The 20005-nt window shown below is 71.4% G+C and carries 14 protein-coding genes and 1 pseudogene; 4 read left to right on the top strand and 11 right to left on the bottom strand.

Features of this window, described 5'->3' with window-relative positions:
- Window positions 1-238 precede the first annotated feature (238 nt).
- The gene (locus ACQEV8_RS31990; protein WP_432967087.1) at window positions 239-3076 is read left to right on the top strand and encodes a glycoside hydrolase family 3 C-terminal domain-containing protein; all 2838 of its coding nucleotides are present in this window, start codon (window positions 239-241) and stop codon (window positions 3074-3076) included.
- A gap of 111 nt (window positions 3077-3187) precedes the next feature.
- On the opposite strand, the gene ACQEV8_RS31985 is transcribed toward ACQEV8_RS31990, so the two are convergent.
- The 3 genes from ACQEV8_RS31985 to ACQEV8_RS31975 form a co-directional block, all read right to left on the bottom strand.
- Window positions 3188-4633, bottom strand: a complete 1446-nt coding sequence (locus ACQEV8_RS31985) for an aldehyde dehydrogenase family protein (protein WP_432967085.1) — start codon at window positions 4631-4633, stop codon at window positions 3188-3190.
- Window positions 4634-4749: 116 nt separating this feature from the next.
- Window positions 4750-6444, bottom strand: coding sequence for a PucR family transcriptional regulator (locus tag ACQEV8_RS31980; RefSeq protein WP_432967083.1), 1695 nt, complete (start codon window positions 6442-6444; stop codon window positions 4750-4752).
- 134 nt (window positions 6445-6578) lie between these two features.
- Window positions 6579-8774 carry an ATP-binding protein gene (locus ACQEV8_RS31975; RefSeq protein ID WP_432967081.1) on the bottom strand — a complete coding sequence of 732 codons (2196 nt, stop codon included), beginning with the start codon at window positions 8772-8774 and terminating at the stop codon, window positions 6579-6581.
- A 249-nt stretch (window positions 8775-9023) separates the two neighbouring features.
- On the opposite strand from ACQEV8_RS31975, the gene gabT reads away from it, so the two are divergent.
- Window positions 9024-10358, top strand: a complete 1335-nt coding sequence (gene gabT, locus ACQEV8_RS31970; RefSeq protein WP_432967079.1) for a 4-aminobutyrate--2-oxoglutarate transaminase — start codon at window positions 9024-9026, stop codon at window positions 10356-10358.
- A 194-nt stretch (window positions 10359-10552) separates the two neighbouring features.
- Window positions 10553-10753, top strand: a pseudogene (locus tag ACQEV8_RS31965) (phosphatase PAP2 family protein); the annotation flags it as partial.
- Window position 10754: 1 nt separating this feature from the next.
- Here the strand turns inward: ACQEV8_RS31965 and ACQEV8_RS31960 are convergent.
- A complete protein-coding gene (locus ACQEV8_RS31960) occupies window positions 10755-11357 on the bottom strand; it encodes a DinB family protein (protein ID WP_432967077.1) in 603 nt (200 codons plus the stop codon).
- 84 nt (window positions 11358-11441) lie between these two features.
- Between ACQEV8_RS31960 and ACQEV8_RS31955 the strand changes: the two genes are divergently transcribed.
- Window positions 11442-12104, top strand: a complete 663-nt coding sequence (locus ACQEV8_RS31955; RefSeq protein ID WP_432967075.1) for a phosphatase PAP2 family protein — start codon at window positions 11442-11444, stop codon at window positions 12102-12104.
- 7 nt (window positions 12105-12111) lie between these two features.
- Here the strand turns inward: ACQEV8_RS31955 and ACQEV8_RS31950 are convergent, their stop codons facing one another.
- From ACQEV8_RS31950 to ACQEV8_RS31920, 7 genes are all read right to left on the bottom strand, one after another.
- On the bottom strand, window positions 12112-12567 hold the full coding sequence (locus ACQEV8_RS31950) for a hypothetical protein (protein WP_432967073.1): 456 nt from the start codon (window positions 12565-12567) through the stop codon (window positions 12112-12114).
- 149 nt (window positions 12568-12716) lie between these two features.
- Entirely contained in the window at window positions 12717-14135 is a 1419-nt protein-coding gene (locus ACQEV8_RS31945) for an NAD(P)/FAD-dependent oxidoreductase (protein WP_432967071.1), read from the bottom strand.
- 26 nt (window positions 14136-14161) lie between these two features.
- Entirely contained in the window at window positions 14162-14962 is an 801-nt protein-coding gene (locus ACQEV8_RS31940; RefSeq protein ID WP_432967069.1) for an ABC transporter permease, read from the bottom strand.
- The gene (locus ACQEV8_RS31935) at window positions 14962-15891 is read right to left on the bottom strand and encodes an ABC transporter permease (RefSeq protein WP_432967067.1); all 930 of its coding nucleotides are present in this window, start codon (window positions 15889-15891) and stop codon (window positions 14962-14964) included. Before ACQEV8_RS31935 ends, ACQEV8_RS31940 begins: the two co-directional genes overlap by 1 nt.
- Window positions 15891-17036, bottom strand: a complete 1146-nt coding sequence (locus ACQEV8_RS31930; RefSeq protein ID WP_432967065.1) for an ABC transporter ATP-binding protein — start codon at window positions 17034-17036, stop codon at window positions 15891-15893. Before ACQEV8_RS31930 ends, ACQEV8_RS31935 begins: the two co-directional genes overlap by 1 nt.
- 5 nt (window positions 17037-17041) lie before the next feature.
- Window positions 17042-18289: a polyamine ABC transporter substrate-binding protein gene (locus tag ACQEV8_RS31925; protein ID WP_432967063.1), complete on the bottom strand. Its 1248-nt coding sequence runs from the start codon at window positions 18287-18289 to the stop codon at window positions 17042-17044.
- Between the two features lie 56 nt (window positions 18290-18345).
- On the bottom strand, window positions 18346-19881 hold the full coding sequence (locus ACQEV8_RS31920; RefSeq protein WP_432967061.1) for a gamma-aminobutyraldehyde dehydrogenase: 1536 nt from the start codon (window positions 19879-19881) through the stop codon (window positions 18346-18348).
- Between the last annotated feature and the right edge of the window lie 124 nt (window positions 19882-20005).

Below are 20005 nucleotides of genomic sequence, written 5' to 3'. Positions count from 1 at the left end.
CACAGTCGAAGCGCTTCGATGTTGCTGCGAGATTAAGTGAACACCCAGGGGTGCACAAGGGGCGATTCCAAGATTCTCCCGAGGTGTGCACGATCGCGGACTGACGCAAATGGCGCTTGGAATGGCGCCGCAGGGTCGGAGTTGTTGCGCCGAGATGTCTTGACACCCACCCCCAGGTCGAATCAGCATCGAAGCGCTTCGAAAGCGTCTGGCCGCTCCATCGCAAAGGGAATCCCACGTGACCGCACACACGCCGCCCACGCCGCCGTTCCGCGATCCGCGCCTGCCGTTCGCGAAGCGGATCGACGACCTCCTGTCGCGGCTCACACGGGAGGAGAAGACCGCGTTCCTGCACCAGTTCGCGCCAGCCGTGGAGCGGCTCGGCATCGCCGCCTTCCGCACCGGCCAGGAGGCCCTGCACGGCGTGGCATGGATGGGCCCGGCGACGGTGTTCCCGCAGGCGGTCGGCCTCGGCGCCACCTGGAACCCGGAGCTGGTGCGGCGGGTCGGCGACGCGGTGTCCAAGGAGGTCCGCGCGATGCGCGCCAAGGACGACCGCGTCGGGCTCAACGTCTGGGCCCCGACGGTCAACCTGCTGCGCCACCCCCTGTGGGGACGCAACGAGGAGGGCTACTCGGAGGACCCGAAGCTCACCTCGGCGATCGCCACCGCCTATACGCACGGCCTGCGCGGCGACCACCCCACCTACTGGCGCACCGCGCCCGTGCTGAAGCACTGGCTCGCCCACAACAACGAGACGGACCGGTCGACGACGTCGAGCTCGGTGCGCCCGCGCGTGCTGCACGAGTACGACCTGCGGGCCTTCCGCGAGACCGTCGAGGCGGGCGCGGTGGCCGGGGTGATGCCCGCGTACAACCTGGTCAACGGCCGCCCCAACCACGTCTCCCCCTACCTCGGCGAGCACCTGCGGGCCTGGACCGACGAGGAGTTGCTGGTCTGCTCGGACGCGGGCGCGCCGAGCAATCTGGTCGACTCCGAGCACTACTTCGACACCCACGAGGAGGCCACCGCCGCCTCCCTCGTCGCGGGCGTCGACAGCTTCACCGACCACGGCACGGACTCCTCGCAGATGATCGGACGGCTGCGCGGCGCCCTGGAGCGCGGCCTGCTGACCGAGGCCGACCTCGACACGGCCGTCCGCCGTCAGCTCTCGGTCCGCTACCGCCTCGGCGAATTCGACCCGGAGTACGACCCGCACGACGCCACCAGCGAGTTCGACTCCCCGGGGCACCGCGCCCTCGCCCAGGAGGCGGCCGAGCAGTCGGTCGTGCTGCTGAAGAACGACGGGGTGCTGCCGCTCGCCCCGGACACCCGCCTCGCCGTGGTCGGGCTGCTCGCCGACGAGTGCAAGCTCGACTGGTACAGCGGCACGCTCCTGCACCGCTCGACCCCGCTGGAGGGGCTGTACGAGCGGTTCGGCGCCGAGCGGGTGGAGTTCGCGGAGGGCGTGGACCGGGTCCGGCTGAGGACCTCCGCGGGCGCGTTCCTGCACGTGCCGGTGGTGGCGGACGCCGCCGACGAGGTGCGCGGCGCCGAGGGAGCGCTCGACCCGGCGCTGCTCGCGGGCCGCACGGACCTGCCCCCGCTGACCACTGACGCGGCCGGCACCGAGCTGGCGCTGGTCGACTGGGGCGAGGGCGTGCTGACGCTGCGCGCGCCCGACGGCCGCTATCTCTCGGTCGCCGAGGACGGCCGGGTCCGCGCCTCCGCCGACCAGCCGGGCGGCTGGGTCGTCCAGGAGACGTTCAGCCTGGAACCGCACGGGAACGGGCACCTCCTGAAGCACCTGGGAACGGGTCGCCACGTGTGTGTCTCCGCCGACGGCGTGAAGGTTGCCGAGGAAGATCCCGAGGTGTTCGAGCTGGTCGTCGCCGAGCGCGGCGAGGACGCGGTGGCGCGGGCCGCCGCTGCGGCCGACGTGGTCGTGGTGGTCGCGGGCAACGACCCGCACATCAACGGCCGCGAGACCGAGGACCGTACGACCCTGCGGCTGCCGGAGCACCAGGAGCGGCTGCTGCGGGCCGCCCGGGCGGCGAACCCGGCGACCGTGCTGGCGCTGGTCTGCGCCTACCCGTACGCCGTCGACCCGGCCAACCTCCCGGCCGTGCTGTGGACGGCGCACGGCGGCCAGGCGGCCGGCACCGCCCTGGCCCGCGTGCTGGCGGGCGACGTCTCCCCGGCCGGCCGCCTGCCGCAGACCTGGTACGCCGACGACGCCGATCTGCCCGGCCTCCTCGACTACGACGTGATCGGCGCCCGCCAGACGTATCTGTACTTCGAGGGCACGCCCCTGTTCCCGTTCGGGCACGGCCTGTCGTACGCGTCGTTCGCGTACGACGGCCTGACGACCCGGGTCGAGGACGGCACACTGCACGCCTCTTTCACGGTCACCAACACCGGTGACGTCACCGCCGACGAGGTCGCCCAGCTCTACACGCGGGCCGTCGACCCGTCCGTGCCGCGTCCGCGCCGCGAGCTGCTGGACCACCGGCGTGTCACGCTCTCGCCCGGCGCGACAGCGGAGCTGAGCTTCGAGGTCCCGCTGACCGCGTTCGCGTTCTGGGACGTCGCCCAGGACCGGTGGCGCGTGGAGCCCGGCGCGTACGAGCTGCTGGCCGGGGCGTCCAGCGAGGACGTCCGGCTGCGGACGGCCGTCACACTGGAGGGCGAGCCCACCCTGCCGCGTGCGGTCGTCGCGGGCGGTCTGACCGCGGCCGGTTTCGACGAGCAGAGCGGCGTCGAGATCGTCGACCGTACGAAGGTGTCGGGCGACGCGGTGACTCCGGTGGACGGAGCTTTTGGTGAACTGGTCTACCGTCGCTGCGACTTCGGGCGCGGAATTGCCGGGATGACGGTGGAGGTGTCCGGCGAGGGCACCGTCGAGCTGTCCCTCGACGGCGGCCCGGCCCTCGCGGTGCTGTCGCCCGCCGACCCGACCTCGGGCCCGTACGACTACGTCTCCCTCGGCGCACCCGTCGCCGCCGCGGGCGTGCACGACGTCCGCCTCAGGCTGCGCGGCCCATTGCGGCTCGCGCACGTCGGCTTCTCCGGTTGAGGGTCCGGAGCAGGCCGGCGTAAAGAAGGGGCCCGGCACCGGAAGGCATCGGTGCCGGGCCTCTTCGGGAACCCTATATGAAAATGATTCCCATGAGCTAGAGCGGTCGGGCTAGAGGTCGATCCCCGTCAGGACCAGTACACGCTCATAGGTGTAGTCCTCCATCGCGAACCGCACGCCCTCGCGGCCCACGCCGGACTGCTTGACGCCGCCGTACGGCATCTGGTCGGCGCGGTAGGACGGCACGTCGCCGACGACGACACCGCCGACCTCCAGGGCCCGGTGGGCACGGAAGGCGGTCTGGAGGTCGTGCGTGAAGACGCCCGCCTGGAGGCCGTACTTGGAGTCGTTGACGGCGGCGAAGGCCTCGGCCTCGCCGTTCACCTTCCGCACGGTGAGGACCGGGCCGAAGACCTCCTCGCAGGAGATCGTCACGTCGGCCGGCACGTCGGCCAGGACGGTCGGCGCGTACGAGGCGCCGTCCCGCTTGCCGCCGGTGAGCAGCGCGGCACCGGCGTCCACGGCCTCCTGGACCCATGTCTCGACGCGCTTGGCCGCGTCCTCGCTGACCAGCGGGCCGACGTCGGTCGCGTCGTCGCCCGGGTCACCGGTGACCTGGGCCTCGACGGCGGCGACGACGCGCGGCAGCAGCCGGTCGTAGACCGAGGCGTCGGCGATGACGCGCTGGACGGAGATGCAGGACTGGCCGCCCTGGTAGTTGGAGAAGGTGGCGATGCGCTGCGCCGCCCGGTCCAGGTCCTCGTCGCTCGCCCAGTCGGCGAGGACGACGGCCGCGCCGTTGCCGCCCAGCTCCAGGGTGCAGTGCTTGCGCGGCACCGAGTCCATGATCGCGTAGCCGACCTTCTCGGAGCCCGTGAAGGAGATGACGGGCAGGCGCTCGTCCCGCACGAGGGCCGGCATCTTGTCGTTGGCGACGGGCAGGACGCTCCAGGATCCCGCCGGGAGCTCCGTCTCGGCGAGCAGGTCGCCGATGATCAGGCCGGACAGCGGGGTGGCCGGGGCCGGCTTCAGGATGATCGGCGCGCCGGCGGCGATGGCCGGGGCGATCTTGTGGGCGCAGAGGTTGAGCGGGAAGTTGAAGGGCGCGATGCCGAGCACGACGCCCTTGGGGAAGCGGCGGGTGAGGGCGAGCCGCCCCTGGCCGCCCAGGTCGGTGTCGAGGCGCTGGGCCTCCCCGCCGTTGAAGCGCCGGGCCTCCTCGGCGGCGAACCGGAAGACGGACACCGCCCGTCCGACCTCGCCGCGCGCCCACTTCAGGGGCTTGCCGTTCTCGGCGGAGATCAGCCGCGCGATCTCCTCGGTGCGCTCGACGAGCCGCTTGCTGACGTGGTCGAGGGCGGCGGCCCGTACATGGGCGGGGGTGGCGGCGAACTCGTCCCGTACGGCGTGCGCGGCGGCCACGGCCTCCTCGACCTGCGCGTCCGTCGGCACGCTCACCCGTCCGACGAGCCGCCCGTCCCACGGGGAGCTGACGTCGAAGGTGTCCTCGCCGGTGGCCTGACGGCCGGCGAGCCAGAAGGCGTGGGTGGAAGTCATGTCTGGGTTCCGGCCCTTCGGCGTCGGGGGTGGTCCTGTGGTGTTACGGGTCCCACGGTAGGGGCGGGGTGGCCGAAGGGTGTTTGTCCGGGGTGTAGCAGTGCCGGCGGCGAACACTACGGTTTGGCGGGCGGGGCCGGTTCCGTGGTCGTCGCCTTGAGAGCCAGCCAGAGCTCCATACGGGCGTCCGGGTCGTCCAGGGAGCGGCCGAGGATCTCCTCGACGCGGCGCATGCGGTAGCGCAGGGTGTGCCGGTGGACGCCGAGGTCGGCCGCCGCCGCGTCCCACTGGCCGTGCCGGGACAGCCAGGCGCGCAGGGAGGCGACGAGGTCGCCGCGGCCCGTGGCGTCATGCTCGTACAGCGGCCGCAGCATCCCGTCGGCGAAGGCCCGCACCGCGTCGTCCGCCAGCAGCGGCAGCACCGATCCGGCCGCCATCTGCTCGTGCTCCACCAGGACGCGTCCGCGCCGTCGTGCCACCGACAGGGCCTGCCCGGCCTGCTTGTAGGCGGCGGAGGCGGCGATGGGCCCGGCCGGTGCCGACAGGCCCACGACCAGCTCGGCCTCCTCGCCGCCCGGCACCTTCTCGCGGACGCCCGCCCGGGCCGCCTCCAGGGCTGCCGCGTACTCCCCGCAGGCAGCGGCGGCGGCACCCCGGTCCGCGGCCAGCACCACAAGACGCTCCCCCTCGGGCACCACCAGGACGGCCTCGCCGGCCCGGGCCGCCGCGGACTCCATGACGTCGGAGAGCGCCGCGAGGGGGTCGCCGCCGGTGTCGGCCGCCGCGAGCGCGGCGGCGGAGGGCCGGTCGACGGCCGGGACGCCCGCCCGGGTCTCCGCACGGGTCAGCGCGGCCGACGCCGACACCGGCACGCGCTCCGCGACCAGCATCCGGAACGGCGCGTCCAGCAGCCCGCCGTACAGGCTCCCGGCGACCGTGCGCGCGTGGTCCGGCTCCCCGGCCAGCAGCATGCGCAGCACCGCCGCACCGACCCGCTGCTCGGCGGCCTGGAGGGACCGGGAGCGTTCCGTGGTCAAGGTCAGCAGTGCTATGGCCGAGTGGACGGCGTAGCGCTCGGCGGTGCCGAGGGCGGCGGCCGTGCCGACCGCGAGGGCCGCGCGAGGGCGCCGGCCCGTGCCGATGGTGTGCAGCTCGACCCGGTCCTCGTTCTCCGGCCCGCCGACCACCGAGGAGGCGGGCGCGGGGCGTTCCCGCAGCCGCTCGACGTCGCCGGTGAGCCGCGCGGCCCGCCGCCCGGCCCACTCCGGTGCCGTGGCGACGACGGCGCCCGAGGCGTCGTACAGCGCCGCCCACCCGTCGACCTGCGAGGCCAGCGCGGACAGCAGCCCCTCCGGCCCGCCGGTCTGCGCCTGCCGGGTCAGCTCGCGCTGGGCGGCGAACCCGGCCGTGACGGCCCGGTACTGGTCGGCGGCGATCGCGGCGGACACGGCCTTGCTGATGGCGAGGAAGGGGGTGCGGCGCGGCACCTCCAGCAGCGGCAGCCCCTCCTCCCCGGCCGCGTCGACGAGCGCCTTGGGCGTCTCCTCGTAGTTGACGCCTATGGCGAAGCCGAGCCCGACCACTCCGGCCTCGGCCAGCCGCCGCACGTAACGGCGCATGACCTCGGGGTCCTCGGCGTCCAGCTTGAGCGCGGTGATCAGCAGCAGTTCCCCGCCCTCCATGTAGGGCACAGGGTCGGCCAGCTCGCTGACGTGTGCCCAGCGCACCGGCACGTCGAGGCGGTCTTCGCCCGCCCGCACGGTCAGTTTCAGCGCGGAGTGGTGGACGAGCGAGGCGAGCGTCGGGGGCATGAGGCCTTCATGTCTGCGTCAGGGCTGTGTGGTGCTGTGAGATCTCTGTGCTCTTTTGGCCGCCACGTATGAACGACCTGTGACGATTCTGCCTCACCGTACGGTCCCCGCGTACCCGCACCCACTCGTGGACGTCAGCCCCGAAGATCCACCAGCAGCGGCGGCGCGTGCTCGCCCTTCACATCCGTCAGCGACAGCACCGCGTGCCCCGCCGGTACGCCGTGCGCCAGCTCGGACGCGGACCAGCGCTCCCGTTCGACCTGCCGCACGGTCACCGCCCGCGCGGTCGGCGCCTTGCCGGTGATCACCCGGCGCAGCATGTGCACGGCCTTGCCCGCCGGGGTCTCGGCGATGATCTGCCGGTCGGTGACGTCCCGGGCCTCGGTCCACTCCTTGCCCCACACCTCGGCGAAGTCCTGTCCGTCCCAGGGCGTGAGCCCCGACAGGGCCATCCGGCAGCCGGTGGAGCCGAGCAGGGGCCCTCGCAGCGGCCGGGCCACGTCGTCCAGTGTCCGCAGGGTGAGCACGACACCGGCGTTGCCGGACCGCAGCCGCTGGATGCCGCGCACGGCCTCCGGCGTCACCACACCGGTCGCGTCGTCCAGCACCAGACAGGCGAAAAGGGACCGGTCCTCGCGTACCGCGACACTCGCCGAGAACTGCGCGAGCACCAGCCGCGCCAGCATCCGGGAGGCGTCGGCGTGCCCGCGCTCGGGCAGGTCGATCCGCACCCGCACGGGGTGGTCGAGGGCCTTGAGAGTGAAGGGCCGGGTGGACCCTGAGGTGTCGAAGAACGAGGCGAAGGCGGGCCGGTCCAGCAGCGCGACCCGGTCCGCGAGCACCCCGCCGACATCTCCGGGCTGCCCCATCTGCCGCTCCCGGGCGTCGAGCTCCCGCAGCAGCGACTCCTGCCCGGAGTCCTGCAGCCCCTGCCGCAGCGCGGCGAACGGCCCGGGCGCCCCGTCCACGAGCTGCCGCAGCTCCGGTACGGAGGGAAAACGCCCGTGCACGGCGCGGAAGGGGCCGAGCAGCTGGGCGAGGACGGTCGTGGAGCGCCGGGTGTCACTGCCCGGGTGCGGATCGGCGAGGTCCCCGACGAGTGCCTCGGCCAGCACGGCGGCGGCCTCGTCCGGGTCGGCGGTTCCTCCGTACAGGTCGAGGTCGTACTCGGAGTCCTGGTTCCCGATCCGCACGACGACGTCGTACGCGTCGGCCGGCCCGAGCCCCGCGCCCGCCCCGCCGACCACGACGACCGCGGCCCGCCCGGCCAGCGCGTGCAGACACAGCGACTCGGCGAGGGGGCGGACGACGGTGCCGGTCTTGCCGGACCCCGCGGGGCCGACGGCCACGAGCGAGGTTCCGAGCAGGTCGGGCCCGAGGGCGAGCCCGGCCCCGCGGTAGGCGTAGGGGTTGCGGGAGTCGTCCACGGTGGTCCCGAGCCGTACCTGGCCGGTGAACAGGTCGTGCCGGGCGAGGCGCGCCGGCAGATCGCGCTCTCCGGAGGGGTGGAGGCAGGCGGCCGCGCCGTCCCGCAGGACGGTGGAGCTGAAGGTGGCGAGGCTGTGCCGTCCGGCGCGCACGCCTTGCCAGGCGCGGAGGATCCGGGCGTGGTCGACGTCCCGCATCAGCCCGGAGCGGGCCTCGGCGGCGAGCCTCTCGGCGGCGTCGACGGCTCCGGCGGCGCGGAGCTCGTTCCACTGGGCCGGGTCGTCCTGCGGGTCCCGATCGGGTGTCCGGGGCTCCTGGCGGCGGAAGCGGGGGACGACGAAGCGGCGCCACACCTCGCCCCAGCGGCCGAGCCGGGCCACCCCGACCATGATCGCCAGGGCGACGAGCAGTTCGTACCCCTGGTACACGATGAAGGTGCCGGTCTCGCCGAGATCGCTGTCGCCGCCGCGCCAGGCATCGGGAATGATCAGGTCGAACGGCACCCACCACCAGTTGCCGAGGTACCCGTTCTGCAGCAGCGACCAGATCAGCCATCCCACCAGGAAGGCGATCAGGGCCCCGCTCAGCAGCTGCCGGGTGGGGATCTCCTCGGGCTCCTCCGCGGGCCGCGGCCGGTGCCCGAACCGCCAGACGCCGGGCGCCGCGTCCGGCCGGGGCGTGCGCAGCCATGTCATGAAGGACGAGCCGTCGGGCACCGGCGGTGTCCCGGGCGCCCGCGTGGGCCGGGGCGGCACCGCCGGTCCGTCCGGGGGCGCGCTCCGGCCGCCCGGTGGCTCGCCGGGGCCGTTCGGTGGCACCGAGGGCACCTCCGGCGCCCCCGCCGGACGCGGTACGGGATTCGCCTGCGTACCCCGCGCCTCCTGCGTCCCGTCGCTGTCCATCGCCCTTTCCCCCTGACCAGCCGCTCCGTCCACCATCAGCGTGCCAATCTAACGCCCTCCCCTGGGGAGTTCACCGCTTACACGGCCGGGTCGTGGGCAGCAGCCCACCAGAGCGCCATGTCCACCCGGACAAGCCGCCCCGCCGACAACGCCCACATGGAGCATGCCCACCCCCTGTCCCCGCCCTAGCCTGCGAGAAAAGAAGCCAAGCGTCCGCAGAAACCCCTTCGCACCACCCAGGAGCCCCGCATGACCTCACTTCCGCAGGAGCGCCGCGTCGTCACCGCCATCCCCGGACCGAAGTCGCAGGAACTGCAGGCCCGCCGCACCGCCGCGGTCGCGCAGGGCGTGGGCTCCGTACTGCCCGTGTTCACGGCGCGTGCGGGCGGCGGGATCATCGAGGACGTCGACGGCAACCGGCTCATCGACTTCGGCTCGGGCATCGCCGTGACGTCCGTCGGCGCCTCCGCCGAGGCCGTCGTCCGCCGGGCCTCCGCCCAGCTCGCCGACTTCACCCACACCTGTTTCATGGTCACGCCGTACGAGGGGTACGTCGAGGTCGCCGAGGCGCTCGCCGAGCTGACCCCCGGTGACCACGCCAAGAAGAGCGCCCTGTTCAACTCCGGCGCCGAGGCCGTCGAGAACGCCGTCAAGATCGCCCGCGCCTACACCAAGCGTCAGGCCGTCGTCGTCTTCGACCACGGCTACCACGGGCGTACCAACCTGACCATGGCGCTGACCTCGAAGAACATGCCGTACAAGCACGGCTTCGGGCCGTTCGCGCCCGAGGTCTACCGGGTACCGGTGGCGTACGGCTACCGCTGGCCGACCGGTGCGGAGAACGCGGGCCCCGAGGCCGCCGCGCAGGCCATCGACCAGATCAGCAAGCAGGTCGGCGCGGAGAACGTGGCAGCCGTCATCATCGAGCCGGTGCTCGGCGAGGGCGGTTTCATCGAGCCGGCCGAGGGCTTCCTGCCGGCGATCCGCCAGTTCGCCTCGGACAACGGCATCGTGTTCGTCGCCGACGAGATCCAGTCCGGCTTCTGCCGCACCGGACAGTGGTTCGCGTGTGAGGACGAGGGCATCGTCCCGGACCTGATCACCACCGCCAAGGGCATCGCCGGCGGTCTGCCGCTGGCCGCCGTGACCGGGCGCGCCGAGATCATGGACGCCGCGCACGCGGGCGGCCTGGGCGGCACCTACGGCGGCAACCCCGTCGCGTGCGCCGGTGCGCTCGGCTCCATCGAGACGATGAAGGAGCTCGACCTCAACACGAGGGCGAAGCACATCGAGGCGGTCATGAAGGCCCGCCTCACCACGATGGCCGAGAAGTTCGACATCGTCGGCGACATCCGCGGGCGCGGCGCGATGATCGCCATCGAGCTGGTCAAGGACCGTGCCACGAAGGAGCCGAACCCGGAGGCGACCGCCGCGCTCGCCAAGGCCTGCCACGCGGAGGGCCTGCTGGTCCTGACCTGTGGCACCTACGGCAACGTGCTCCGCTTCCTGCCCCCGCTGGTGATCGGCGAGGACCTGCTGAACGAGGGCCTCGACATCATCGAGCAGGCCTTCGCCCGTATCTGACACGGCAGTTGCGCATCTGAGCCGTCGTCGGGGCAGGTGAGCCGTCCCGGTTCCGCTCCGAGGGGCGGCGAGCGGCAGAGCGTGTGAAGAAGGTGTGCGAGGTGGATGACAGGCGGCCCTGTGGCCTGTCCTCCGCCCAGCCGCTGTCGTAGGTTCTACCCAGATGAGAGATACACCCCCGCCCACAGGGGACTGTGGGTGACATCAGGCCGGGGCCTCCCCAGCTTCGACCTGGTCGTGCCCTCGCGCACACAACCGGAGCCTGTGGCTCTGGATCTCCTCACCGATCGGACAGTCGCCCGCCCCAAACCCCCCGGGGCGCGCGACGTTCCGGTCCGGACGGCCGCCTCGGAACCACCCCCCCTGTTCCGGGGCGGCCGACCTCCCTCTTCTCGCTCATCGGCCATCGGCCTCCCGCGCGACGCGCTCCAGCCGCCGCCGGTGCTTCTCCCACCACTCCTGATCGCCTTGCGGCATGTTGTCGGTGCTCTTCGTCAGCCCGACACCGCCGTCGATGAGCTCCCGCACGATGTCGGCATGGCCCGCGTGCCGCTGTGTGTCGGCGATCACTCTCACCAGGATGTGGTGCAGCGTCACCTCCCTGCGCTCCTCGGGCCACCACGGGACCTGACCGGTCGCGTCCAGCGCCAGCGCCTCGATCGTGCGGTCCGAGTGCTCCCAAGCCGCGCGGTAGAGCCCGGTGATCCGCTCGCGCGACTCGTCCGCGGTGGCCCACATGTCCGCGTTGGGTTCGGCGTCACGCGTGTACCACCAGGGCGGGGGCGGCTCCTCGACGAAGTAGGGCCGCCCGAACGTGTCGCCGAGATACCCCAGCTCCACCCCGGCGACATGCTTCACCAGGCCCAGCAGGTTGGTCCCGGTCGGTGTGAGCGGGCGGCGGACGTCGTACTCGGAGAGTCCTTCGAGCTTCCAGAGCAGGGCGTCGCGGGCGTCCTGGAGGTAACGGAGCAGGTCGGCTTTCGGGTTGGATCCGGTCATGCAGGGAGTCTGGCACCCGCCACTGACAACACGGCGGCCGTCCGCGCGGCGGAGGGCATCCGTGCCCGTGCCAAGCTGTGTCCCATGCCGATCTCCGGGAACCAGGTCCGCGACGAGCCCACCGCGACACACACGCGCTTCGTGGCCCTCCTGCTCAGCCTCCCGGCCCTGCTCTTCGTCCTGATCACCTGGCAGGTCGTCGCCGACGGCCCGCTGATCCGCCTCGACGAGCGCGCCAGCGCCGAGCTCGTCCACCCGGACCGCTACTCCGAACTCCTCGCCGACCTCGGCAACGTCCAGGTCGCGGTCCCGGTCCTCGCCGTCGCCCTCGGATACGTGGCCCTGCGGACCCGCCGTACGCGGCGCTGGTGGCTGCCGGTCACCGCCGCGGCCCTCCTCATGGCCCTGGTCCCGGCGCTGATCATCCCCCTGAAGGACCTCACGGACCGCCCGGGCACCCCGGCCGTCCCGCCGGGCACCGGCTACTACCCCTCCGGCCACACCGCCACGGCCGCCATCGCCTACGGCTGCGCCACCCTGCTCCTGCTCCCCCGGCTCCGCACCCCCCTCGCCCGCGGCGCCCTGGTCACCGCCTGCGGCGCCCTCGTACTCGGCGCGAGCTACGGCCTGGTCCGCCGTGGCTACCACTGGCCACTGGACGTGGCGGCCAGCTGGTGTCTGGGTGCGGTGCTGCTCTCCTCGCTGTGGCTGCTCCTCAGGCGGGGGACGGCCGGACAGCCGCGGTGAGCATTCCCTAGTCGTCCCGTTCCGTGGCCAGTCGCGCCGCCGCCTCGTGCATCGCCAGTTCCAGCAGGGTCGGGTCCGTCAGCATGCCCGAGCCGTCCGGCGGGATCAGCCAGCGGACGCCGCCGGGTGAGGAACGGCCCGGGTACGGCACGACGATCCAGGTGCCGGCGCCCGCCGTCCTGATGCCCGTGCCCAGCCAGCGGGCCGCGGTGCCCGGCGGCACGAAGAACCCGATGCGCTCGTCGCCGAAGTCGACGAGCACGGGCCCCGGCCGGTCGAGCACGCGGCTGAGCACGTCGAGCGTGGCGTAGCCGAGGTCCGGGGGCAGGATGAGCACGTCCCAGGCGCCGCCGGCCGGCAGCAGCGCGACCCCGAGCGGGTTGCGCTCCCACTCCCAGCGGCAGGCCTCGGGGTCGGGTGCGGCGGATGCGAGCCACTCGACCGCCGTCTTCGCACCGGTCATGAGGAAGACCCCCTGTTCTCTCGTGAAGCTCGTGAATCTCGCGGACGCGGCGCGTCCCGAGGGCGTCACGAGGGAGAAGGGGGTCTCCGTACGGTCATTACGCGGGTTTCGGCTCCTCGTTGGAGTGAACCGGATCACACCCTGCCCGGTCAGCTGTCGAAGCCGAGCCCCAGCCGGTCCATCGTGCGCAGCCACAGGTTGCGGCGGCCGTCGTGGGCGTCCGCGCGGGCCAGGGACCACTTGGTCAGGGCGATGCCCGTCCAGGCGAAGGGCTCCGGCGGGAAGGGGAGGGGCTTCTTGCGGACCATTTCCAGTTCCGTGCGTTCCGTGCGCTCACCGGACAGCAGGTCCAGCATCACCTCGGCGCCGAAGCGGGTGGAGCCGACGCCCAGGCCCGTGTAGCCCGCCGCGTAGGCGACCTTCTTCTGGTGGGCGGTGCCGAAGAACGCCGAGAAGCGGGAGCAGGTGTCGATCGCCCCGCCCCAGGCGTGGCTGAAGCGGACGCCCTCCAGCTGCGGGAAGCAGGTGAAGAAGTGCCCGGCGAGCTTGGCGTAGGTCTCCGGGCGGTCGTCGTACTCGGCGCGGACGCGGCCGCCGTAGGGGTAGATCGCGTCGTAGCCGCCCCACAGGATCCGGTTGTCGGCGGAGAGGCGGAAGTAGTGGAACTGGTTGGCGCTGTCGCCGAGTCCCTGGCGGTTCTTCCAGCCGATCGACGCCAGCTGCGAGTCGGTGAGCGGCTCGGTCATCAAGGCGTAGTCGTAGACCGGGACGGTGTACGAGCGGACGCGTCGGACCAGGTTCGGGTAGATGTTCGTGCCGAGGGCGACCTGGCGGGCGCGGATCCGGCCGTAGGGGGTGCGTACGGCCATGCCGGGGCCGTACGGCTTCAGGGTCAGGGCGGGGGTGCGCTCGTAGACCCGGACGCCGAGCTCCACGCACGCCCGCTTCAGGCCCCAGGCGAGCTTCGCCGGGTGCAGCATCGCCACACCCCTGCGGTCCCACAGGCCTGCCTGGAAGGTGGGTGAGTCCACCTGCTCCCGTACGGCCTCCGCGTCCAGGAACTCGACGCCCTCGGCGAGGCCCCGGCGGGCCGTCTCCTCGTGCCAGGCGCGCAGTTCCGCCGCCTGGTACGGCTCGGTGGCGACGTCGATCTCGCCGGTGCGTTCGAAGTCGCAGTCGATGGAGTGCCGGGAGACGGCCGCCTCGATCGCGTCGAGGTTGCGGGTGCCGAGCTCCTGGAGCTTGTGGATCTCGCCGGGCCAGCGTGCCAGGCCGTTGGGCAGGCCGTGGGTGAGGGAGGCGGCGCAGAAGCCGCCGTTGCGGCCGGAGGCGGCCCAGCCCACCTCGCGGCCCTCCACCAGCACCACGTCCCGTCCCGGGTCGCGTTCCTTGGCGATCAGCGCCGTCCACAGTCCGCTGTAGCCGCCGCCGACGACCAGCAGGTCGCAGGTCTCGGAGGTGGTGAGGGCGGGTTCCGGACGGGGCCGGCCGGGGTCGTCCAGCCAGTACGGGACCGGCTGGACGTCGGAAAGCGAATGAGTCCACTGATTCATGGCGCTCGGGGCCATGATTTCAACTCCCTACAGTGATGCCTTTATGCCTTTTGCCTGTTGCGGCGATTTCCTACGACCATGGAAGCCAGCACGAACAGTACGGCGACGACGAACATGGCCGTGCCGATGACATTGATCTGAACGGGCGTTCCGCGCTGCGCCGATCCCCAGACGAACATGGGGAAGGTGACGGTCGAGCCGGCGTTGAAATTGGTGATGATGAAGTCGTCGAAGGAGAGGGCGAAGGCGAGCAGGGCGCCCGCCGCGATTCCGGGGGCGGCGATCGGCAGGGTGACCCGCACAAAGGTCTGCACCGGGCCCGCGTACAGGTCCCGCGCCGCCTCCTCCAGTTTGGGATCCATCGACATCACGCGCGCCTTGACGGCCGTGACCACGAAACTCAGACAGAACATGATGTGCGCGATGAGGATGGTCCAGAAGCCCAGCTGAGCTCCCATGTTGAGGAACAGGGTGAGCAGCGAGGCGGCCATGACGACCTCGGGCATCGCCATCGGCAGGAAGATCAGCGAGTTCACGGCGGAGCGGGCGCGGAACCGGTAGCGGACCAGCGCGAAGGCGATCAGGGTGCCGAGGAGGGTGGCGCCGAGCGTCGCCCAGACCGCGATCTGGAGGCTGATCGACAACGAGCCACACAGATCGGAGACCCCGCACGGGTCCTTCCAGGCGTCCAGGGAGAACCGCTGCCATTCGTAGTTGAAGCGCCCCTTCGGTTTGTTGAAGGAGAACACCGTCACGATGACGTTCGGCAGCAGGAGATAGCCGAGTGTCAGCAGTCCCGCGATGACGACGAGATTTCTCTTGAGCCAGTTGACGAAGGGCATCAGACCAGATCCTCCGTCCCGGACCTGCGGATGTAGAGGGTGACCATGAGCAGAATGGCCGCCATGAGAATGAAGGAGAGCGCGGCCGCCGTCGGATAGTCCAGCACCCTCAGGAACTGCGTCTGGATGACGTTTCCGACCATGCGGGTGTCCGTGGAGCCGAGAAGGTCGGCGTTGACGTAGTCGCCGGTCGCCGGGATGAAGGTGAGCAGCGTGCCGGAGACGACGCCCGGCATCGACAGCGGGAATGTGACCTTGCGGAACGTCGTCGAGGGGCGTGCGTACAGATCACCGGCGGCCTCGTGCAGCCGGCCGTCGATACGCTCCAGCGAACTGTAGAGCGGCAGGATCATGAACGGCAGGAAGTTGTACGTCAGACCGCAGACCACCGCGAGCGGCGTGGCCAGGACGCGGTCGCCGGCCGTCCAGCCGAGCCAGTTGGTGACGTCCAGGACGTGCAGCGTGTCGAGCGCGCCGACCAGCGGGCCGCCGTCCGCGAGGATCGTCTTCCAGGCGAGGGTGCGGATCAGGAAGCTGGTGAAGAACGGCGCGATCACCAGGATCATGATCAGGTTCCGCCAGCGGCCCGCGCGGAAGGCGATCAGATACGCGAGCGGATAGCCGAGCAGCAGGCAAAGGATCGTGGCGGTGCCCGCGTAGAGCACCGACCGGACGAACTGCGGCCAGTACGAGGACAGCGCGTCCCAGTACGTGGCGAAGTGCCAGGTGACCTTGTAGCCCTCCTCCAGGGAGCCCGTCTGCACGGACGTGGAGGCCTGGTAGATCATCGGCAGCGCGAAGAAGACCAGCAGCCAGAGGATGCCCGGCAGCAGCAGCCAGTACGGCGTCCAGCGGCCCCTGCGCTTCGGGGGTTTCGGCTCGGGGGCTTGAGGTGCGAGGGGCGGTGGTGCCTCGGTGAGTGTGGACATCAGGCCGCCTCTTCCACTCCGGCATCGGCGTCCTGGTCGGCGTCCAGACCGAAGGTGTGGGCCGGGTTCCAGTGCAGGACGACCTCGGCGCCGGGCACCAGACGGGGGTCGCGGTCGATGTTCTGGGCGTAGACCTCGAAGTCGGAACAGACGGGGCTGTCGACGACGTATTGCGTCGAGACGCCGATGAAGCTGGAGTCGGCGATCCGGCCCGTGATGCGGTTGCGGCCCTCCGGTATCTCGCCGGCGTCGTCGGCGTGGGTGAGGGATATCTTCTCGGGGCGGACCCCGACCAGCACCTTGCCGCCGGTCGTCGTGGGCGCGCCGCACCGGGCTCCGGGCAGGACGAGCTTGCCGCCGCCGGCCTTCAGCACGATCTCCTCGCCGTTCCTGGAGTCGACCTCGGCCTCGATGAAGTTCGAGGTGCCGAGGAAGTTGGCGACGAACGTGGTGCGCGGGTTCTCGTAGAGGTCGGTGGGCGCGCCCAGCTGCTCCACTCGGCCCGCGTTCATCACGGCGACCGTGTCGGCCATGGTCATGGCCTCCTCCTGGTCGTGCGTGACGTGCACGAAGGTGATGCCGACCTCGGTCTGGATGCGCTTGAGCTCCAGCTGCATCTGGCGGCGCAGCTTGAGATCGAGGGCGCCGAGCGGCTCGTCGAGCAGGAGCACCTTGGGGTGGTTGATCAGCGCGCGGGCCACGGCGACGCGCTGCTGCTGGCCGCCGGAGAGCTGGTGCGGCTTCTTGCGGGCCTGCTCGCCGAGCTGCACGAGGTCGAGCATCTCGCCGACCTGCTTCTTCACCGACTTGATGCCGCGACGGCGCAGACCGAAGGCGACGTTCTCGAAGATGTCGAGGTGCGGGAAGAGGGCGTAGGACTGGAAGACCGTGTTCACCGGCCGCTTGTACGGCGGGAGCGCCGTCACGTCCTGGTCGCCCAGCGACACGGTCCCGGAGGAAGGTTCCTCCAGGCCGGCGATCATGCGCAGGGTGGTGGTCTTGCCGCAGCCTGAGGCGCCGAGCAGGGCGAAGAAGGAGCCCTGCGGCACGGTCAGGTCGAGGGGGTGGACGGCGGTGAAGGCGCCGTAGGTCTTGGCTATGCCCTTGAGGCGGACGTCGCCCGTGGCGTCTGTCTTGTTCGTCATGGTGGTCACGCCCCCGTCAGCTTCGCGAACTTCGCTTCGAACTCGGTCTCTTCCTTCGAGCTCAGCGAGCGGAAGGCGTGGGACTTCGCGGCCATGGCCTTGTCGGGAATGATCAGCGGGTTGTTCGCCGCGTCCTTGTCGATCTTCTCCAGCTCGGCCTTCACCCCGTCGACGGGGCACACGTAGTTGATGTACGCGGCGAGTTCGGCGGCCGGCTTCGGCTCGTAGTAGAAGTCGATGAGCCGCTCGGCGTTCGTCTTGTGACGGGCCTTGTTGGGGATCAGCAGGTTGTCGGTCGACGTCATGTAGCCGCTGTCCGGGACCAGGAAGTCGATGTCGGGGCTGTCCGCCTTGAGCTGGACGACGTCCCCGGCCCAGGCGACGCAGGCCGCGAAGTCGCCGCTGGTCAGGTCCGAGGTGTAGTCGTTGCCGGTGAAGCGGCGGATCTGTCCTTTGTCGACGGCCTTCTGGAGCCGGGCGATGGCCGCGTCGTAGTCGTCGGCGGTGAACTTCGCCGGGTCCTTGCCCATGTCGAGCAGCGTCATGCCGATGCTGTCGCGCATCTCCGACAGGAAGCCCACGCGTCCCTTGAGCCTGGGATTGTCCAGCAGGTCGGAGAGCGACTTCACCTCGACGCCGTCGAGGGCCTTCTTGTTGTACGCGATGACGGTGGAGATGCCCTGCCAGACGTACGAATAGGCCCGGCCCGGGTCCCAGTCGGGGCTGCGGAACTGGGCCGACAGGTTGGCGTAGGCGTGCGGCAGGTTGGCCGGGTCGAGCTTCTGCACCCAGCCCAGGCGGATGAGCCGTCCGGCCAGCCAGTCGGTGAGGACAATCAGGTCCCGGCCGGTGTCCTGGCCCGCGGCGAGCTGCGGCTTGATCTTGCCGAAGAACTCGTTGTTGTCGTTGATGTCCTCGGTGTACTTGACCTTGATGCCGGTGCGCCTGGTGAACTGCTCCAGCGTCGGGTGGTGCTTGCCGCTGTCGTCGACGTCCATGTACTCGGTCCAGTTGGAGAAGGCGACCGTCTTCTCCTTCGCGGAGCGGTCCTCCGCCGAGACGCCGCCCTGCGACGTGCCCGCAGCCGGGATGCCGCAGGCGCTCAGCGTCCCGAGTCCGCCTGCCGCGAGCGCCCCGCCCGCGGAGGCGCGCAGCAGGGAACGCCGGGTGAGGGCGGCCCTGCCGTTCCTGAAGCTGCGCCGCACGGCGGCCACTTGGGCCGGGGACAGGCGGTCGGGCTCGTACTGCTCCATGCGCGTGGTGCCCTTTCGAAGGGTGGTCGGCCGTTGGTCAGGCGGCACGCGGACGACTATCGGTCCCCGAAGACGGTGCGGTGCCAGTCCTTCGCGGCCACCGCGGTGTTGTCGAACATGACGTGCTTGATCTGGGTGTACTCCTCGAACGAATACGCGGACATGTCCTTGCCGTAGCCGGAGGACTTGTGGCCGCCGTGCGGCATCTCGCTGATGATCGGGATGTGGTCGTTGACCCACACACAGCCCGCCTTGATCTCGCGCGTGGCGCGGTTCGCCCGGTACACGTCCCGGCTCCAGGCGGAGGCCGCCAGCCCGTACGGCGTGTCGTTGGCGAGCGCGATGCCCTCGTCGTCGGTGTCGAAGGGCAGCACGACCAGGACCGGCCCGAAGATCTCCGACTGGACGACCTCGCTGTCCTGGGCGGCGTCGGCGATGAGGGTGGGCCGGTAGTAGGCGCCCTTGGCCAACTCGCCCTCCGGTGCCTCTCCGCCGGTCACCACGCGCGCGTAGGCCCGCGCCCGGTCGACGAAACCGGCGACCCGGTCCCGCTGGGCGTGCGAGATCAGCGGCCCGAGGTCGGTACCGGCGGCGAAGGGATCGCCGAGCCGGACGCTCTCCATGAGCGCGGCGGTCCCCTCCACGAAGGCCTCGTACAGCGGCCGCTGCACGTACGCGCGCGTGGCGGCCGTGCAGTCCTGCCCGGTGTTGATGAGCGCGCCCGCGACCGCGCCGTGGGCGGCGGCCTCCGGGTCGGCGTCGTCGAAGACCACGAAGGGCGCCTTGCCGCCGAGCTCCAGATGGAGGCGCTTGACGGTGGCCGTGGCGATCTCCGCGACGCGCTTGCCGACGGCGGTGGAGCCGGTGAAGGAGGTCATGGCCACCTCCGGGTGGCCGACGAGGTGCTCGCCGACTTCTTTGCCGGTGCCGGTGACGATGTTGATGACACCGTCCGGGATCCCGGCGTCCGTCGCCGCCTGGGCGAAGAGCAGCGAGGTCAGCGGGGTGAGCTCGGCGGGCTTCAGGACGATGGTGTTGCCCGCCGCGATCGCCGGGAGCACCTTCCAGGCGGCCATCTGGAGGGGATAGTTCCAGGGTGCGATCGACCCGACGACGCCGATGGGCTCACGCCGGACGTACGACGTGTGGTCGCCGGAGTACTCACCGGCGGACTGTCCCTGGAGATGCCGTGCGGCACCGGCGAAGAAGGCGGTGTTGTCGATGGACCCCGGGACGTCGAACTCGCGGGACAGCTTCAGCGGCTTGCCGCACTGCAGCGACTCGGCACGGGCGAAGTCCTCGGCACGGTCGGCCAGGACGGCGGCGAACCGGTGCAGGGCGTCGGAACGCTCGCCGGGCGTGGCCCCCGCCCAGCCGGGGAAGGCCTCGCGGGCGGCGGCGACGGCACGGTCGACGTCGGCCGTGCCGGCCAGTTCGTAGCGCAGGACCTCCTCGCCCGACGCCGGGTCGACGACCGCGTGGGTACGGCCGGAGGTGCCCCTGGTCAGACGGCCCGCGATGAACTGCGCGCCCTCCGCGAAGCGCTCCGCGGCCGGAAATCGGTCCGGGGTGGCGTTGCCCGGGTTGTGCATGTGGCTCTCCTCCGTGTCCCCTGGTGGGGCCGGCGTGGCTCAGGCTCGATTTGAGTGCCGATCCTGGCAGAGCAATGACACACCAACAAGGGATTCCGTTGTTGATTTTTGGTTACGCGACGGA

It is taken from the genome of Streptomyces sp. CA-179760 (genome assembly GCF_050937045.1).
Taxonomy (GTDB): Bacteria; Actinomycetota; Actinomycetes; order Streptomycetales; family Streptomycetaceae; genus Streptomyces.
Note: the sequence above shows the minus strand (reverse complement) of the source record. Positions and strands in the feature narration are given on the sequence as shown.

What these genes read in the sequence shown, in the direction of transcription:
- ACQEV8_RS31955 (WP_432967075.1), top strand. Translation starts at nt 11,442, where the DNA reads ATGCCGATCTCCGGGAACCAGGTCCGCGACGAGCCCACCGCGACACAC.
- gabT (WP_432967079.1), top strand. Translation starts at nt 9,024, where the DNA reads ATGACCTCACTTCCGCAGGAGCGCCGCGTCGTCACCGCCATCCCCGGA.
- ACQEV8_RS31920 (WP_432967061.1), bottom strand. Translation starts at nt 19,881, where the DNA reads ATGCACAACCCGGGCAACGCCACCCCGGACCGATTTCCGGCCGCGGAG.
- ACQEV8_RS31950 (WP_432967073.1), bottom strand. Translation starts at nt 12,567, where the DNA reads ATGACCGGTGCGAAGACGGCGGTCGAGTGGCTCGCATCCGCCGCACCC.
- ACQEV8_RS31940 (WP_432967069.1), bottom strand. Translation starts at nt 14,962, where the DNA reads ATGCCCTTCGTCAACTGGCTCAAGAGAAATCTCGTCGTCATCGCGGGA.
- ACQEV8_RS31935 (WP_432967067.1), bottom strand. Translation starts at nt 15,891, where the DNA reads ATGTCCACACTCACCGAGGCACCACCGCCCCTCGCACCTCAAGCCCCC.
- ACQEV8_RS31980 (WP_432967083.1), bottom strand. Translation starts at nt 6,444, where the DNA reads ATGCCCCCGACGCTCGCCTCGCTCGTCCACCACTCCGCGCTGAAACTG.
- ACQEV8_RS31985 (WP_432967085.1), bottom strand. Translation starts at nt 4,633, where the DNA reads ATGACTTCCACCCACGCCTTCTGGCTCGCCGGCCGTCAGGCCACCGGC.
- ACQEV8_RS31925 (WP_432967063.1), bottom strand. Translation starts at nt 18,289, where the DNA reads ATGGAGCAGTACGAGCCCGACCGCCTGTCCCCGGCCCAAGTGGCCGCC.
- ACQEV8_RS31945 (WP_432967071.1), bottom strand. Translation starts at nt 14,135, where the DNA reads ATGGCCCCGAGCGCCATGAATCAGTGGACTCATTCGCTTTCCGACGTC.
- ACQEV8_RS31960 (WP_432967077.1), bottom strand. Translation starts at nt 11,357, where the DNA reads ATGACCGGATCCAACCCGAAAGCCGACCTGCTCCGTTACCTCCAGGAC.
- ACQEV8_RS31930 (WP_432967065.1), bottom strand. Translation starts at nt 17,036, where the DNA reads ATGACGAACAAGACAGACGCCACGGGCGACGTCCGCCTCAAGGGCATA.
- ACQEV8_RS31975 (WP_432967081.1), bottom strand. Translation starts at nt 8,774, where the DNA reads ATGGACAGCGACGGGACGCAGGAGGCGCGGGGTACGCAGGCGAATCCC.